The following is a 15789-nucleotide window of genomic DNA, read 5'->3' on the forward strand; positions in this document are numbered from 1 at the left end:
CCCCGCACCCACCCTGAACCCCGTTTCAGGTGGGGCCTGGGAGGCTGGGGGCATGCGTCTGTTGATCGTCGAGGACGAGAAGCGCCTCGCCCTCTCCCTCGCCGCCGGCCTCCGCGCCGAGGGCTACGCCGTCGACGTCACCCACGACGGCCTGGACGGGCTGCGGCTCGCCGGCACCGAGGCGTACGACCTCGTCGTGCTCGACATCATGCTCCCCGGCATGAACGGCTACCGCGTCTGCGCCGCCCTGCGCGCGGCGGGCCACGACGTGCCCGTGCTCATGCTCACCGCCAAGGACGGCGAGTACGACGAGGCCGAGGGGCTCGACACCGGCGCCGACGACTACCTGACCAAGCCGTTCTCGTACGTCGTGCTGCTCGCCCGGGTCCGCGCGCTGCTGCGCCGCCGCCCGCGCCCCGCCCCCGCCGTGCTGCGCGCCGGGGACCTGGGCGTGGACACCGGGTCGCGCCGGGTGCACCTGGGCGAGGCGGAAGTGGTGCTCACCACCAAGGAGTTCGCGGTCCTGGAGCAGCTCGCCGCGCGCGCCGGGGAGGTGGTGTCCAAGGCCGAGATCCTGGAGCACGTCTGGGACTTCGCCTACGAGGGCGACCCCAACATCGTCGAGGTGTACGTCAGCGCCCTGCGCCGCAAGCTGGGCGCCGACCGGATCAGCACCGTGCGCGGCGCCGGGTACCGGCTGGAGGCCCGGTGAGGCGGCTGCTCGGCTCGGTGCGGGCCCGCACCGCGCTGGGCGCCACCCTGGTCGTCGCGCTCGCCCTGGTGGCCGCCGGGGCCGCCCTGCTCCTGGTGCTGCGCGGCACCCTGGTCGAGCAGGCGGGCCTGCAGGCCAACGTCGCGGCCCGCTCCGTCGCCTCCCAGCTCGCCTCGGGCACCCCCTACGACCGGCTCGACCTGCCCGACGACACCGAGGAGCACCCGGTCCAGGTCGTCGACGCCGACGGCCGGGTGGTGGCCCTGGGCCGGGGCGTCGAGCGCATCGCGGGCACCGCCTCGCCCGGGGTGCGGGTGCTCCCTCCCGGCGCCGCGGACCGCGCGGGCGGCGCGGGCACGGTCGCCGAGGCCGCCGCCTACTCCAGCGGGGACGTCACGGTCGACGGGGACACCGCCACGTACCGCTTCGCCGCCGTCCGGGCCACCACCCCCGGCGGCGACCCGCTCACCGTCTACGCGGGCGCCGCGCTCACCGGCGAGAAGGCGACGGTCTCCGGGGTGACCGAGGCGATGCTGGCCGCCTTCCCGGTGCTGCTGGCCGTCGTCGCGGGCGTCACCTGGCTGGTGACCCGGCGGGCGCTGCGGCCGGTCGAGGGCATCCGGCGCGAGATGGCCGCGATCACCGCGTCGGAGGACCTGTCGCGACGGGTCCCCGTGCCCCTCTCGCGGGACGAGATCGCCGGCCTGGCCCGTACGACCAACGAGACCCTGGCGGCCCTGGAGGCCTCCGTGGAGCGCCAGCGCAGGTTCGTCGCGGACGCCTCGCACGAGCTGCGCAGCCCGATCGCCTCGCTGCGCACCCAGCTCGAAGTGGGCGCGGCGCACCCGGAGTTGCTGGACGTGGAGGGGGCGGTGCAGGACACCGTACGGCTCCAGCGCCTCGCCGCCGACCTGCTGCTGCTCGCCCGCCTGGACGCGGGGGAGCGGCCCGGGCGGGCGCGGGTGGACCTGGGGCGGCTCCTGGAGCAGGAGGCGGAGCGGCGCGGCGGGGACCGGGTGCCGCTGCGGGTGGTGGCCGCGCCGGGCGTCGAAGTCCTCGGCTCGCGGGGCCAGTTGACCCGGGTCCTGGCCAACCTGCTGGACAACGCCCAGCGGCACGCGGAGACCGGGGTGGCGGCGGAGGTGGCGGCCGGGTCCGGTGGCGCCGTCCTGACGGTCACCGACGACGGGGCCGGGGTGCCCGAGGGGGAGCGGGAGCGGGTCTTCGAGCGCTTCGTCCGCCTCGACGACGCCCGTACCCGCGACGAGGGCGGCGCGGGCCTGGGCCTCGCCATCGCCCGCGACATCGCCCGCCGCCACGGCGGCGACCTGACGACGACGCCCGCCCACCCGCAGGGGGCCTGCTTCGAACTGCGGCTGCCTGAAGCGGACTAGGGAGTGCGTGGGGGTCGGCGGACGGAGTCCGGCGCGGCGGGCCGAAGCCTGCGGAGCAGTGCGAGGCGCGCCATCGGGAGGGGTCATCGCCCGCCGCCACGGCGGCGACCTGACGACGACGCCCGCCCGCCCGCAGGGGGCCCGCTTCGAACTGCGGCTGCCTGCGGCCGACTGAGGCAACTTCCGCCGCCCCCGCGGTCGTCAGGCCTTGCCGCGCTGCGTGCGGAGGTGGTCGGCGACCGGCTTCAGGGACTCGCGCAGGTCCGCCAGGGCCTCCGGGGTCATCAGGTCGATGAAGTGCTTGCGCACCGACTCGACGTGGTGCGGGGCGACCTTGCGCATCGTCGCCATGCCCTGGTCGGTCAGGACCGCGTACAGCCCGCGCCGGTCCGACTCGCAGTTCTCGCGGCGCACCAGCCCCGCGCTCTCCATGCGGGTGATCTGGTGCGAGAGCCGGCTCTTGGACTGCAGGGTCGCCGCCGCCAGGTCGCTCATGCGCAGCCGCTGGTCGGGCGACTCCGACAGGTTGACCAGGATCTCGTAGTCGTTGTTGGTCAGGCCGAACGGCTGGAGGTCCTTCTCCATCTGGTACGTCAGCAGCCTGTTGACGTCCAGGTAGGTGCGCCAGGCGCACTGCTCGGCATCGGTGAGCCAGGGGGTGGCCGTCTCGGTCTCCATGAGTGGATTCTACCTAAGAAGTTGAATACTGGACGAAGTCTGGGGGTGTGACGCCCGGCACGCGCCCCCGCCGGCCGTCGACTCCCGGTCACCAGGGCCCAGGGGCGCAGGCGTTCGAGGGCGTCACACTCCGCAGACTACCGCTCACAGGCCGAAGCGACGCTGGAGGTCCCCCAGCTGTCCGGGAAGGCGCGGTACCCCCGCGCCCTGCCCCGCCCCCGGGCCGTGGCCGGAACCCGACCCGCCCGGCACACCCGGCTCGTGCGGCACCGCGCCCGTCGCCTGGTCCGCCATCAGCACCTCGGTGGACTGCAGCAGCACCGTCCCCGCGCCCACGAACTCGAACTGGTGCTCCTCGCCCGAGACCCCGCCGAGCCCGGTCATCGACCGCAGCCCGCCCAGCACCCCGGTCAGGTACCCGTGGTCGTAGTGGTGGCACGGCGACGGGCAGTCGGCCCAGCCCACCAGTGCCTGCGGGTCCACCCGCAGCGGCGGCTCCATGAAGACCACCGGCCCGTTGGACGCCGCCACGAACTTCCCGGTGCCGATCAGCGTCAGGAACCCCGGCACGATCGACTGCTTCAGCGAGAGCGAGGGCTGGAACGCCAGCAGGTTCCCCGCCCGGATCGTCAGGTTGCCCTCGTCCAGGTCGAAGGAGTTGACGTCGAAGGCCCGGTCGGCGAGCAGCATCTTGCCGCTGCCCTCCGCCACCACCCAGTCACTGGCGTGCAGCGGCGAGTGGAACGCCGTGCGCACCAGCCGGTCCAGCCGTCCGTGGCCGATGCCGTTGAACTCCATCGACCCGTAGTAGGCGATCATCTTGCCCTTCTGCAGGAACCACTGGGAGCCCTTGAGCTCCACGCAGAAGGTGTACGAGTTGACGTTGTCGTCCGACGGCAGGGAGTGCGGGTCGAAGACCACCGGGCCGCTCACAGCTTCTCCTCCGACGCCTGGACGTACACCGCACCGCTGCCGCTCAGCTCCAGCTGGAACGCCTCGCCCGAGCCGCGCCCCACCATGTCGCGCCAGCCCAGCGCGGTGGAGAGCTTGTTGCGCACGTCCCCGTGGTGGGCGACGTACGCCTGCGGGTCCACGTGGACCGCGCGCCCCGGCGTGATCGGCAGCTCGATCACCCCGCCGTGGGCCATCACCGCGACCGAGCCGTGGCCCTTGAGGGTCGTGGTGAACAGGCCCTGGCCGGTCACCTGGCCGCGCACCATGCCCATCACCCCGCCCTGCGAGCCCAGGAACATGGTGCCCTGCTGGAGGGTGCCGTCGAAGGCGAGCAGCCGGTCCGCCTCCACGTACAGGGTGTCGCCGGTGAGCGCGATCACCTGGATGTGGTGGCCGCCGTGCCCGAACATCACCGTGCCGCTGCCCTCGACCGTCATCAGCGGCGTCGCCTCGTTCGCCACCCGGCGCCCGATCATCGACATCAGGCCGCCCTGGCCGCCGCCGATGTTCGGCGTGAAACTGACGTCGCCCCGGTAGGCGAGCATCGCGCCCCGCTGGCTGAACATCTTCTGGCCGGGGACCACCGTGGCCTCGACCATCTTGGAGTTGACCTCGCGGAAGGGCATCAGACGTCCCCGCCGATCGTGTTGCGCTCGCTGGGCTGCACGTACACCAGGCCGTCCCCCTCGAAGCGGATCTGGAAGGCCTCGCCGCCGCCCTCGCCCAGCAGGGTGCGGAAGGTGACGCCGGACTGGAAGTGCTGCTGGAGGTTGCCCTGGTGCGCGATGTACGCGCCGGGGTCCACCGACAGCGGGTACTGCGGGGTCACCCGCAGCACCACGGCCGGGCCGTCGGACATGATCGCGGCCTGGCCGCTGCCCTCGACGGTGGTGGTGAACAGGCCGTTGCCACTGGCGCCGCCGCGCAGCCCGGTGAAGGTGGTCCCGGTGCGCAGGCCGGCGTCGGTGCACAGCAGGTTGCTGGCCTCCACGTACAGCTTGTCGCCGTGCAGGGTGACCAGGTTGATCTCGGAGGCCCGGTCGGCGAAGTAGCAGGTGCCCTGCCCCTTCACCTCCATCACCGTCATCTGCTCGCCGGTGAGGCGCCGGGTGACCATGCCGCGCAGGCCCTCGCCGCCGCCGGACATCTTCTTGAAGGCCATCTGCCCGTCGTACGCCACCATCGAACCGTTCTTCGCCTTGACGGCGTCCCCGGTCATGGTGACGGCGAGCGTCTTGCTGCCCTGGAGTCGGAACGTTGCCACGGGGCGACGTTACTTGTACCGGGGCGCCTGGAGAAGGGCCTCTTCGTCCGGGGCCCGGGACCCGGCTAAAAGGCTGGCAAAGGCGGCTGCCACAATGGCACGGACGCTTGTGCGCGCGTTCACAAGATCGCCGCCCGCAAGAGCACCGGCCCCCTCCCACCGAAGGTGACCCCGTGGACCTCAAGACCGCCTCCGCCCTCCACCGACTCCGACTCGTCTCCGCGCCGGAGGCCGTCTCCTTCCTGGTGCTGCTCGTCTGCTCCGTGCTCAAGCGCACCACGACCTTCGACGCGGTGCCCGTGATGGGCGCGGTGCACGGCGTGCTCTTCGTGATCTACGTGCTGTTCTGGGCCGACGCCTGGAACCGCACCAAGTGGGACCTGAAGACCGCCGCCCTGTACTTCGTGCTCTCCGTGCTGCCCTTCGGCGGCTTCTACGCCGAGCGCAAGCTCAAGCGCGCCGCCGAGGACGAGGTCATCGCCTCCCGCGCCCGCGCCGAGGGCAAGGTGAGCGCGTGATCGTCGCCTTCTCCGTCACCCCGCTCGGCGTCGGCGAGGAGGTCGGCGAGTACGTGGCCGACGCGGTCCGCGTGGTGCGCGAGTCCGGGCTGCCGAACCGCACCGACGCCATGTTCACCTCGGTCGAGGGCGAGTGGGACGAGGTCATGGACGTCGTCAAGCGCGCCGTCGCCGCCGTCGAGGCCCGCGCCCCGCGCGTCTCGCTGGTGCTCAAGGCCGACGTCCGCCCGGGCGTCACCGACGGCCTGACCAAGAAGGTCGAGACCGTGGAGCGCCACCTCGCCGGCTGACCCGCCGTGCCCCGAAGCCCCCCGAGCCCCCGTCCGGCAGACCGGACGGGGGCTCGGTCGCGTACGGCGGGGCTCGGCTGCGTATGGGGGACAAAAACCGCCCTCACGGACGCCTCAAGTCGACACGCCGGTGAATCTCCCCTTTTGTGAGGACATATCGACCTCGCTCGAGAGCAGGAGGCACCGTGCCGCCCGAGGGCTACGACTACGAGACCCACAGCCGGTTGGCGGGTCCGCTGACCGAACCGGACGAGCAGCAGCCGTACCGCGTCGGCTACCGGAGTCTGCTCTCGAAGGAGCCCCACCGAATACGCGCGGTCCTGCTGATGTGCCTGGCCCCGGTCTTCTCGGCGGTCCTGCTGGTCTACCTCGTCTGGCCCTCCCACTGGACGGTCCGCGAGGGCGGCGACCGCTGGCTGATCAGGTTCGACACCGTGATGCTGGTGTCGATCGGCCTCATCTGCTTCTTCATGCTGGTCAACGTGACCTCGATCGCCCACGCGACGCTGGTCGCCCGCGACCCGATCCCGGTGTACCCCGAGAAGGGCACCCGGGTCGCCTTCCTCACCACGTACGTCCCGGGCAAGGAACCCCTCTCCATGGTGCGCAATACCCTGGAGGGCGCGGTGCGCCTCAGGCACGACGGCCACCTCGACGTGTGGCTGCTCGACGAGGGCGACGACGAACGGGCCAAGGCGCTCTGCGAGGAGCTGGGGGTCCGCCACTTCACCCGCAACGGCGTCCCCGAGTGGAACCGCAAGAAGGGCCCGCACAAGGCCCGCACCAAGCACGGCAACTACAACGCCTGGCTCGCGATGCACGGCGACGACTACGAGTACTTCGCCTCGGTCGACACCGACCACGTGCCGCTGGAGAACTTCCTGGAGCGGATGCTCGGCTACTTCCGCGACCCCGACATCGCCTTCGTCGTCGGACCGCAGGTGTACGGCAACTACGACACCGCCGTCACCAAGGCCGCCGAGTCGCAGCAGTTCCTCTTCCACGCGCTGATCCAGCGCGCGGGCAACCGCTACAAGGCGCCGATGTTCGTCGGCACCAACAACGTGGTCCGCATCAGCGCCCTGCGCCAGGTCGGCGGCCTGTACGACTCGATCACCGAGGACATGGCGACCGGCTTCGAGCTGCACCGCAGGCGCAACCCCGCCACCCGCCGCTTCTGGCGCTCGGTCTACACCCCCGACGTGCTCGCGGTGGGCGAGGGCCCCAACTCCTGGACCGACTTCTTCACCCAGCAGCTGCGCTGGTCCCGGGGTACCTACGAGACGCTGATCAAGCAGTACTGGAAGGCACCCTTCCGGGTTCCGCCGGGCCGGCTGCTCAACTACACGCTGATGCTCGTCTACTACCCGATGACGGCGGTCAACTGGTTCCTCGGCATCCTCAGCTGCGTCCTCTTCCTGTGGCTCGGCGCCTCCGGCACCCAGGTCTCCTCCGCGGTCTGGCTGATGATCTACAGCGACGCCGTGGCGCTCCAGATCGGCCTCTACCTCTGGAACCGCCGCCACAACGTCTCGCCCCACGAGCCCGAGGGCTCCGGCGGCCTGGCCGGCATGGCGATGTCCGCCCTGTCCGCGCCGATCTACCTCAAGTCCCTCACCTCCGCGGTGCTGCGCACCCGGGGCCGCTTCGTGGTCACGCCCAAGGGCGGCGAGGCCAGCCCCGACCGGCTGATGACCTTCCGCATCCACCTGTTCTGGGCGGCGGTCCTGGTCGCGTCCCTGGTGGCCTCCGTCCAGCTCGGCCACACGCACGCCGCGATGCGCACCTGGGCGGTGCTCGCCCTGGTGATCGCGCTCGCGCCGGTCGGCATCTGGTGCTGGACCACGGTGCGCGAGCGGCGGGAGCGGGCCAGGGCCCGCAAGCGGGCGGAGGAGCCGGAGCGGGCGTTGGCCACCACCACGGGAGGTAACTGAGCATGGCGTACCGGCCGTCCAAGAAGTTCAAGAAGACCCTGCTCGGCGGTGGCGCGGTGCTGCTGCTCGCCGCGCTCAACGCCCCGGCCGCGCTCTCCTTCGCCGAGGAGAAGTACCACGACTACAAGATCGCGCAGCCCGGCTACAAGGCGAAGTACGGCTCGTGGGACGAGCTGGAGGTGCCCGCCGAGTTCCGCATCAACGCCATCCACGCGGCCCTGTTGCACACCGGCAAGGTGCTGCTGATCGCGGGCTCGGGCAACAACCAGAAGAACTTCGACGCGGGCACCTTCGAGACCATCCTGTGGGACCCGGCGAAGAACACCTTCAAGAAGATCCCCACCCCGGAGGACTTCTTCTGCGCCGGCCACTCCCAGCTGCCCGACGGCCGGCTGCTCGTGGCCGGCGGCACCGCCCGCTACGAGGTGCTCGACGGCACGGTCAAGCGCGCGGGCGGCGGCATGCGGGTCAAGAACGAGGACCCCGACCAGCCCGTCACCCTGAAGAAGGGCACGGTCTTCCGCTCGCCCTCCGGGGTGGAGTACGTCTCCAAGTTCGACGTCACCGTGCCCAAGGCCAAGCGCGAGTTCGAGATCTCGTACTTCGCCAGCGGCCAGATGCGGCCCTGGAAGACCAAGGTGACCGCGGCCGAGTCGCGGGTCTTCGTGGAGGCGAAGGACGAGGGCCCCAAGGCCCTGACGACCGAGGCCGCGCAGTACGAGGTGGTCGGCCTCAAGGGCGACGAGGCGGACAACGTCTACGGCCTCGCCCAGAAGATCACCACGGAGAAGCAGGACTTCCAGGGGATCAAGGCGGCGTACGAGTTCGACCCCAAGGCCGAGCGGTACATCCCGGTGGCGCCGATGAAGGACGCCCGCTGGTACCCGACGCTGACCTCCCTGGAGGACGGCAAGGTGCTCGCGGTCTCCGGCCTCAACGACGTCGGCGACGTGGTGCCCGGCGACAACGAGATCTACGACCCGGAGACCAAGAAGTGGTCCAAGGGGCCCTTCCGGTACTTCCCGACCTACCCCGCGCTCTTCCTCACCAAGGGCGGCAAGCTCTTCTACACCGGCTCCAACGCGGGCTACGGACCGGCCGAGAAGGGCCGTGCGCCGGGCCTGTGGGACCTGGAGAAGAACACCTTCACCAAGGTCGGCGGGCTGGCCGACACCGACCAGCTGGAGACCTCCTCCTCGCTGCTGCTGCCGCCCGCGCAGGACCAGAAGCTGATGGTGCTGGGCGGCGGCGGGGTCGGCGAGTCCCCGAAGTCGACGGCCCGTACGGCGATCATCGACCTCAAGGCCGACAACCCGGCGTTCAAGGACGGCCCGAAGCTGCCGCAGGGCACCCGCTACCTGAGCAGCGTGCTGATGCCGGACGACACGGTCTTCACCTCCGGAGGGTCGGAGGAGTACCGGGGCCGCAGCGGCTCGGACGTGCTCAAGGCGCAGTTCTACGACCCGAAGACGAACGCCTTCACCCCGGCCGCCGACCCGAGCGTGGGCCGCAACTACCACTCGGAGGCGCTGCTGCTGCCCGACGGGCGGGTGGCGACGTTCGGCTCGGACCCGCTCTTCGACGACGCCGACAACACCAAGCTCGGCACCTTCGAGCAGCGCGTGGAGGTCTTCACGCCGCCCTACCTGGAGCGCGGCGCGCAGAGCCGGCCGGTGCTCGGCGAGGGGCCCGAGGTGCTCGGCCGCGACGGCAAGGCCACCTTCCGCACCCAGGACGCGGCGCGGATCACCAAGGTGCGGCTGATGCGGCCCAGCGCGGTCACCCACACCACGGACGTGGAGCAGCGCTCGATCGAGATGACGCTGACCAAGTCCGCCGGCGCGGTCACGGTGGAGGCGCCGCGCGACCGCGCGGTGGTGCCGCCGGGCTGGTACATGATGTTCGCCGTCGACCAGAACGGCACCCCGTCGGTCGCCAAGTGGATCCGGGTCGACTAGGCCGGCCCCTTCGGAAGGCCCCGGCTACGAACCGGCCCGCTTGGCGAGGCCCAGGGCGTAGTCGGGCCACCAGGTCCCGGCGGCCGGGCCGCCCCGGCAGGTGCCGTCCGAGTCGCCGGGGCGCTTGATCCACAGGATCGCGTCGATCAGGCCGTCCCCGGTGCGCGTCGTCGGGGGCGTCCCGAGCGCCCGCCCCGGCGGGTTGCACCAGGCCTCCTGCCGGTCACCCGGCAGGGGGCCGTCGCCGTTGCGGGAGGTGTCCATCGTGTAGTGGGCGCCGCCGAGCAGCGCGGAGAGCTTGGCGCCGTAGGCGCGCACGTCCGGGTCGCGCTGGAAGTTGGAGACGTTCAGCGAGAAGCCGTCGGCCCGGTCCAGGCCGGAGCGCTTGAGCGGTTCCACCAGCTTGCCCGGGTCGGGGATCCAGGCCGGGTTCCCGGCGTCCAGGTAGACCTTGGTGCGGGGCTGCTTCTTGAGCCGGTCGATCGCCCCGGACAGCAGCCTGCTGCGCTGCTCGTGGTACTCGGCGGGGGTGCAGCCGTCCACCATGTGCGGCACGGCGTCGGGCTCCAGGACGACCAGCGCGGGGGCGTCGCCGATGGCCCCGGCGAACTTCTCCACCCAGCCCTGGTAGTACGCCTCGTCGTGCGCGCCGCCGGCCGAGTAGGAGCCGCAGTCGCGGTGGATGATGTTGTACGCGACGAGCACCAGGGTGTGCCCGGACTTCGCGGCGGCCCCCGCGGCGCGGGAGATCTCCGGGGCCGGGTCGTCGCCCGCGGGCCAGTCGGCCACCGGTCGTTCGGAGATCCGCTTCAGGGCGGCGGCGTCCTCGGTGCGGCCCTGCTGCTCGTACTGGCGGACCTGGCGGGCCGCGTCGCTCTCGGGGTCGACCCAGAACGGCGAACCGCCCGCGGGCTCGCCCCGCGCGGCGGTCGCGGAACCGCCGGAGGGCTCGCCCGACGAGGAGCAGGCGGCCAGCAGCGCGGCGGCGAGCAGGGCGCAGGAGCCCCGGGCGACGAGGACGGGGAACGTGCTGCGGCGGGACATGCAGCCCCCTCGGGCGACGACGGACAGACCGGCACATCGTGACATAAGGGGCAATTGGTGGGGCGCTGCGACACCGGGGCGGGCCGGTCCGGGTCGCGCGGGGGTCCGGGTACCGAAGGACGAGACGAGGCTGCCCGGCATGTGACCAGTGGGTAAGGTCGAGGCGTGCCGAAGCCCCTCAGTCTCCCGTTCGACCCCATCGCCCGCGCCGACGAGCTGTGGCAGCGCCGCTGGGGTCCCGTGCCGTCGATGGCCGCGATCACCTCGATCATGCGTGCGCACCAGATCCTGCTGGCCGAGGTGGACTCCGTCGTCAAGCCGTACGGGCTGACCTTCGCGCGCTACGAGGCGCTGGTGCTGCTCACCTTCTCCAAGGCGGGCGAGCTCCCGATGTCCAAGATCGGCGAGCGGCTGATGGTGCACCCGACCTCGGTCACCAACACCGTGGACCGGCTGGTGCGCTCCGGGCTCGTCGCCAAGCGGCCCAACCCCAACGACGGGCGCGGCACCCTGGCGTCGATCACGGAGAAGGGCCGCGAGGTGGTCGAGGCGGCCACCCGCGACCTGATGGGGATGGACTTCGGGCTCGGGGCGTACGACTCCGAGGAGTGCGCAGAGATCTTCGCAATCCTGCGCCCGCTGCGGGTGGCGGCGAGCGACTTCGAGGAGAAGTGAGCGGCGGGACCGGGGGAGCGGTGAGGGGCGCCGGGCGCGCCTGACCCGTACGAAGATCGCCCGGAACGGGCGGTTACGCTCGTAGCCATGAAATCCAGCGTGCTGACCCGCTACCGCGTCATGGCCTACGTGACCGCCGTCATGCTCCTGATCCTGTGCGCGTGCATGGTCGCGAAGTACGGCTTCAAGACGGGCGAGGACCTGACCTTCGTGGTCTCCCAGATCCACGGCGTGCTCTACATCATCTACCTGATCTTCGCCTTCGACCTGGGCTCCAAGGCCAAGTGGCCGTTCGGCAAGCTGCTGTGGGTGCTGCTCTCCGGCACCATCCCGACCGCCGCGTTCTTCGTCGAGCGCAAGGTCGTCCGCGAGGTCCAGCCGCTGCTGGTCGACGGCCGCCGGGCCGCCCCCGCGAAGGCGTAGCCCCCGCCGCACCCCCGCCCGGGAGTGATCCCGGGCGGTTCGCCATCGACATTTACTAGGACGTCCTAGTAAATTCGAAGGCATGGACGCTCACGGCATCGAGGAAGGCCGCCGACGCTGGCAGGCCCGTTACGACAAGGCCCGCAAGCGCGACGCGGACTTCACCACCCTCTCCGGCGACCCGGTCGAGCCCGTCTACGGCCCCCGCCCCGGCGACGCCTACGAGGGCTTCGAGCGCATCGGCTGGCCCGGGGAGTACCCGTACACCCGCGGCCTGCACGCCACCGGCTACCGCGGCCGCACCTGGACCATCCGCCAGTTCGCCGGCTTCGGCAACGCCGAGCAGACCAACGAGCGCTACAAGATGATCCTGGCCGCGGGCGGCGGCGGGCTCTCCGTCGCCTTCGACATGCCCACCCTGATGGGCCGCGACTCCGACGACCCGCGCTCGCTCGGCGAGGTCGGCCACTGCGGCGTCGCCATCGACTCCGCCGCCGACATGGAGGTCCTCTTCCGGGACATCCCGCTCGGCGACGTCACCACGTCCATGACCATCTCCGGCCCCGCCGTGCCCGTCTTCTGCATGTACCTGGTCGCCGCCGAGCGCCAGGGCGTCGACCCCGCCGTGCTCAACGGCACGCTCCAGACGGACATCTTCAAGGAGTACATCGCCCAGAAGGAGTGGCTCTTCCCGCCCGAGCCGCACCTGCGCCTCATCGGCGACCTGATGGAGCACTGCGCCGCCGGCATCCCCGCGTACAAGCCGCTCTCGGTCTCCGGCTACCACATCCGCGAGGCCGGGGCGACGGCCGCGCAGGAACTCGCGTACACCCTCGCCGACGGCTTCGGCTACGTCGAGCTCGGGCTCTCCCGCGGGCTCGACGTGGACGTCTTCGCCCCCGGCCTGTCCTTCTTCTTCGACGCCCACGTCGACTTCTTCGAGGAGATCGCCAAGTTCCGCGCCGCGCGCCGGATCTGGGCCCGCTGGATGAAGGAGGTGTACGGGGCGAAGACCGACAAGGCGCAGTGGCTGCGCTTCCACACCCAGACCGCCGGCGTCTCGCTGACCGCCCAGCAGCCGTACAACAACGTCGTCCGCACGGCCGTCGAGGCGCTCGCCGCCGTCCTCGGCGGCACCAACTCCCTGCACACCAACGCCCTCGACGAGACCCTCGCGCTCCCCAGCGAACAGGCCGCCGAGATCGCGCTGCGCACCCAGCAGGTCCTGATGGAGGAGACCGGCGTGGCCAACGTCGCCGACCCGCTGGGCGGTGCCTGGTACGTCGAGCAGCTCACCGACCGGATCGAGGCCGACGCCGAGAAGATCTTCGAGCAGATCAAGGAGCGCGGGCTGCGCGCCCACCCCGACGGGCAGCACCCGGTCGGACCGGTCACCTCCGGGATCCTGCGGGGCATCGAGGACGGCTGGTTCACCGGGGAGATCGCCGAGTCCGCCTTCTCGTACCAGCAGGCGCTGGAGAAGGGGGAGAAGCGGGTCGTCGGGGTCAACGTGGCGACCGGGTCGGTCACCGGGGACCTGGAGATCCTGCGGGTCAGCCACGAGGTGGAGCGCGAGCAGGTCCGGCTGCTCGCCGACCGCCGCACCCGCCGCGACGACGCGGCGGTGCGCACGGCCCTGGACGCGATGCTGGCCGCCGCGCGCGACGGCGCCAACATGATCCCGCCGATGCTGGAGGCGGTGCGGGCGGAGGCGACGCTGGGTGAGATCTGCGACGTGCTGCGGGAGGAGTGGGGCGTCTACATCGAACCCGCGGGCTTCTGACCCTGCCGGGCTCCGGACGGGCTCGGGTCATCGGGTGGGCCCGGGGTCGGTGTCGGGGGCTGGCGGGAGGGTGAGGCGGAAGAGGGCGCCGGAGGGGGTGGCGTTCTCGGCGACCAGCTCCGCCCCGTGCGCCCGCGCGATCTGCCGCGCCATCGCCAGCCCCAGCCCCGACCCCGGCAGCGCCCTCGCCGACTCCGCCCGGTAGAAGCGGTCGAACACGTACGGCAGGTCCCCGGGCGCGATCCCCGGCCCCCGGTCCCGTACCGTCAGCTCCCGCTCACCCAGCTCCACCGTCACCACCGACCCCGGCGGGCTGAACTTCGCCGCGTTGTCCAGCAGGTTCGTCAGCAGCCGGGACAGCCGGGCGGGCACGCCCGGCAGCGTCCGTCCCCGGGCCGCGTCCGTGATCCGCAGCTCGAAGCCCACCCCCGGCCAGTGCGCCCGCGCCGCCCCCACCGCGTGCTCCACCAGCGCCGCCGGGCGGACCTCCTCAAGGAGCGGCCTCGGCTCCTCGTCGCGCGCCAGCTCGATCAGGTCGTTGACCAGGCCCGTCACCTCGCGCAGCTGACGCCCCAGCGCCCCGGCGGCCCGGTCGCGCTGGGCCGGGGTGAGCCGCTCGGCCCGGGCCAGCAGCTCGGCGTTGGTGCGCAGCGCCGTCAGCGGGGTGCGCAGCTCGTGCGAGGCGTCGGCCACCAGCCTGCGCTGGGCGGTCACCGACTGCTCCAGCTCGTCCAGCATGGTGTTGAAGGCGCCCGCGAGCCGGGTCACCTCGTCCTGGCGGCCCGGCGGCCCCGGTGGCAGCTCGATGCGGTGGCGCGCGTCGCGGGTGGCGGCGATGTGCTCGGCGGTCGCCGTCAGCCGGGTCACCGGGGCGAGCCCGGTCCGGGTCAGCCAGTAGCCCAGGCCCGCCGCCAGCAGCACCCCCGCGCCGCCGACCGCGGCCAGCAGCGACGCCGCCTGGCTGACCCCGCGCACCGCGACGTCCGAGCGCAGCGCCACCTGGACGGCCTCGCCGCTGCCGTAGCTGGTGGTGAACATCCGGGCCGGGTGGCCCTCGACGGTGAAGTCCTCGTAGGAGGAGCGGCGCTCGCCCCGGGCCACCTGCCGCGTCTCCTCCGTCACCGGCAGCAGGTAGGGCTTGGCGGGATCGCCGGACGGGTCCGCCGCCACGATCTGCGCGCACGCCGGAGCGCCCAGGAAGCGGCACTCGCCGAGCAGCACCCCGGGCCCCTCGCGCTTGTGCTGCTGGGCCGCCAGGGTCGCCGACTGGGCCAGGTTCTGGTCCAGCTGCTGGTAGAGCTTGTAGCGGATCACGAAGAACGCGGCCAGGCACACCCCGACCGCCACCAGCGCCGCCGCCGCCGAGGTGGCCAGCGCCAGCCGGGTCCTGAGCGGCCTGCGCCGCCGCCAGCGCACCCCCAGTCCCCGCCGCCCGCTCACGCCTCGTCCAGTCGGTAGCCGACCCCGTGCACCGTCTGCACCAGCCGTGGCTCGCCGCCCGCCTCCAGCTTGCGCCGCAGGTAACCGACGTACACCGCGAGCGAGTTGGAGTCGGGCCCGAAGTCCTGGCCCCACACCCGCTCCAGGATCAGCTCGCGCGGCAGCACCTGGCGCGGGTGGCGCATCAGCAGTTCGAGCAGCGCGCACTCGGTGCGGCTGAACTCCACCACGCGCTCGCCCCGCCGCCCGCTGCGGGCCACCGGGTCGAGCACCACGTCCGCGAAGACCAGCTCCCCGGACTCGTCCGGCTCCGGGGCCGAGCGGCGCAGCAGCGCCCGCACCCGGGCCGTCAGCTCGTCCAGCGCGAACGGCTTCACCAGGTAGTCGTCCGCGCCCGCGTCCAGGCCGTCCACCCGCTCGCTCACCGAGCCCAGCGCGGTCAGCACGATCACCGGGGTGCGGTCGTCCAGGGCGCGCAGCCGCCGGCAGACCGCGAGCCCGTCCAGGACCGGCATCATCACGTCGAGCACCAGGGCGTCCGGCTGCCAGGTGGCCACCAGGCCGAGCGCGGCAAGACCGTCCGCGGCCTCCCGCACCTCGTACCCCTCCACGGCGAGGCCGTCGGCCACCGCCGCCCGTACCTCCGGCTCGTCGTCGACGACCAGGATCTTCGCTGCTCCCATGGGTAAAGCGTGCCAAACCGGGCTCTTAGAACGCTCTTA

At 72.2% G+C, this 15789-nt stretch carries 16 protein-coding genes; 9 read left to right on the top strand and 7 right to left on the bottom strand.

The window, feature by feature from the left end:
• Positions 1 to 52 precede the first annotated feature (52 nt).
• Both ABT160_RS17205 and ABT160_RS17210 read left to right on the top strand, forming a co-directional pair.
• Positions 53 to 712 (top strand): response regulator transcription factor, encoded by a 660-nt coding sequence (locus ABT160_RS17205; RefSeq protein ID WP_351648311.1) that lies wholly within the window; start codon positions 53 to 55, stop codon positions 710 to 712.
• Complete coding sequence (locus tag ABT160_RS17210; RefSeq protein ID WP_351648313.1) at positions 709 to 2106, top strand: sensor histidine kinase; 1398 nt, start codon at positions 709 to 711, stop codon at positions 2104 to 2106. The genes ABT160_RS17205 and ABT160_RS17210 overlap by 4 nt, the downstream gene beginning before the upstream one ends.
• Before the next feature lie 201 nt (positions 2107 to 2307).
• On the opposite strand, the gene ABT160_RS17215 is transcribed toward ABT160_RS17210, so the two are convergent.
• The 4 genes from ABT160_RS17215 to ABT160_RS17230 all read right to left on the bottom strand — a co-directional run bounded on the left by ABT160_RS17215 (position 2308) and on the right by ABT160_RS17230 (position 5002).
• Positions 2308 to 2784, bottom strand: coding sequence for a MarR family winged helix-turn-helix transcriptional regulator (locus ABT160_RS17215; RefSeq protein ID WP_351648315.1), 477 nt, complete (start codon positions 2782 to 2784; stop codon positions 2308 to 2310).
• 144 nt (positions 2785 to 2928) lie between these two features.
• Entirely contained in the window at positions 2929 to 3717 is a 789-nt protein-coding gene (locus tag ABT160_RS17220) for an AIM24 family protein (RefSeq protein WP_351648317.1), read from the bottom strand.
• The gene (locus ABT160_RS17225; protein WP_351648319.1) at positions 3714 to 4364 is read right to left on the bottom strand and encodes an AIM24 family protein; all 651 of its coding nucleotides are present in this window, start codon (positions 4362 to 4364) and stop codon (positions 3714 to 3716) included. Before ABT160_RS17225 ends, ABT160_RS17220 begins: the two co-directional genes overlap by 4 nt.
• The gene (locus tag ABT160_RS17230; RefSeq protein ID WP_351648321.1) at positions 4364 to 5002 is read right to left on the bottom strand and encodes an AIM24 family protein; all 639 of its coding nucleotides are present in this window, start codon (positions 5000 to 5002) and stop codon (positions 4364 to 4366) included. The genes ABT160_RS17225 and ABT160_RS17230 overlap by 1 nt, the downstream gene beginning before the upstream one ends.
• 173 nt (positions 5003 to 5175) lie before the next feature.
• Here ABT160_RS17230 and ABT160_RS17235 point away from each other — a divergent pair, with 173 nt between their 5' ends.
• The 4 genes from ABT160_RS17235 (at position 5176) to glxA (ending at position 9702) form a co-directional block, all read left to right on the top strand.
• The gene (locus tag ABT160_RS17235; RefSeq protein ID WP_351648323.1) at positions 5176 to 5520 is read left to right on the top strand and encodes a DUF3817 domain-containing protein; all 345 of its coding nucleotides are present in this window, start codon (positions 5176 to 5178) and stop codon (positions 5518 to 5520) included.
• Positions 5517 to 5810 (top strand): MTH1187 family thiamine-binding protein, encoded by a 294-nt coding sequence (locus ABT160_RS17240; RefSeq protein ID WP_351648325.1) that lies wholly within the window; start codon positions 5517 to 5519, stop codon positions 5808 to 5810. The genes ABT160_RS17235 and ABT160_RS17240 overlap by 4 nt, the downstream gene beginning before the upstream one ends.
• A gap of 185 nt (positions 5811 to 5995) precedes the next feature.
• On the top strand, positions 5996 to 7744 hold the full coding sequence (locus ABT160_RS17245) for a glycosyltransferase family 2 protein (RefSeq protein WP_351648327.1): 1749 nt from the start codon (positions 5996 to 5998) through the stop codon (positions 7742 to 7744).
• Positions 7745 to 7746: 2 nt separating this feature from the next.
• Positions 7747 to 9702, top strand: coding sequence for a radical copper oxidase GlxA (glxA, locus tag ABT160_RS17250; protein WP_351648329.1), 1956 nt, complete (start codon positions 7747 to 7749; stop codon positions 9700 to 9702).
• Positions 9703 to 9726: 24 nt separating this feature from the next.
• Here glxA and ABT160_RS17255 read toward each other — a convergent pair whose 3' ends face one another.
• Positions 9727 to 10746, bottom strand: a complete 1020-nt coding sequence (locus tag ABT160_RS17255) for a glycoside hydrolase family 6 protein (RefSeq protein WP_351648330.1) — start codon at positions 10744 to 10746, stop codon at positions 9727 to 9729.
• Positions 10747 to 10911: 165 nt separating this feature from the next.
• On the opposite strand from ABT160_RS17255, the gene ABT160_RS17260 reads away from it, so the two are divergent.
• The 3 genes from ABT160_RS17260 (at position 10912) to icmA (ending at position 13627) form a co-directional block, all read left to right on the top strand.
• On the top strand, positions 10912 to 11421 hold the full coding sequence (locus tag ABT160_RS17260; protein ID WP_351648332.1) for a MarR family winged helix-turn-helix transcriptional regulator: 510 nt from the start codon (positions 10912 to 10914) through the stop codon (positions 11419 to 11421).
• Between the two features lie 87 nt (positions 11422 to 11508).
• The gene (locus ABT160_RS17265; RefSeq protein ID WP_351648333.1) at positions 11509 to 11844 is read left to right on the top strand and encodes a DUF3817 domain-containing protein; all 336 of its coding nucleotides are present in this window, start codon (positions 11509 to 11511) and stop codon (positions 11842 to 11844) included.
• An 82-nt stretch (positions 11845 to 11926) separates the two neighbouring features.
• Positions 11927 to 13627, top strand: a complete 1701-nt coding sequence (gene icmA, locus ABT160_RS17270) for a coenzyme B12-dependent isobutyryl-CoA mutase large subunit (RefSeq protein WP_351648335.1) — start codon at positions 11927 to 11929, stop codon at positions 13625 to 13627.
• Positions 13628 to 13654: 27 nt separating this feature from the next.
• On the opposite strand, the gene ABT160_RS17275 is transcribed toward icmA, so the two are convergent.
• Both ABT160_RS17275 and ABT160_RS17280 read right to left on the bottom strand, forming a co-directional pair.
• Entirely contained in the window at positions 13655 to 15067 is a 1413-nt protein-coding gene (locus ABT160_RS17275) for a sensor histidine kinase (protein WP_351648337.1), read from the bottom strand.
• On the bottom strand, positions 15064 to 15750 hold the full coding sequence (locus ABT160_RS17280) for a response regulator transcription factor (RefSeq protein ID WP_351648339.1): 687 nt from the start codon (positions 15748 to 15750) through the stop codon (positions 15064 to 15066). Before ABT160_RS17280 ends, ABT160_RS17275 begins: the two co-directional genes overlap by 4 nt.
• Positions 15751 to 15789: the final 39 nt, after the last annotated feature.

This window comes from Streptomyces sp. NPDC001941 (genome assembly GCF_040296945.1).
Taxonomy (GTDB): Bacteria; Actinomycetota; Actinomycetes; order Streptomycetales; family Streptomycetaceae; genus Streptomyces.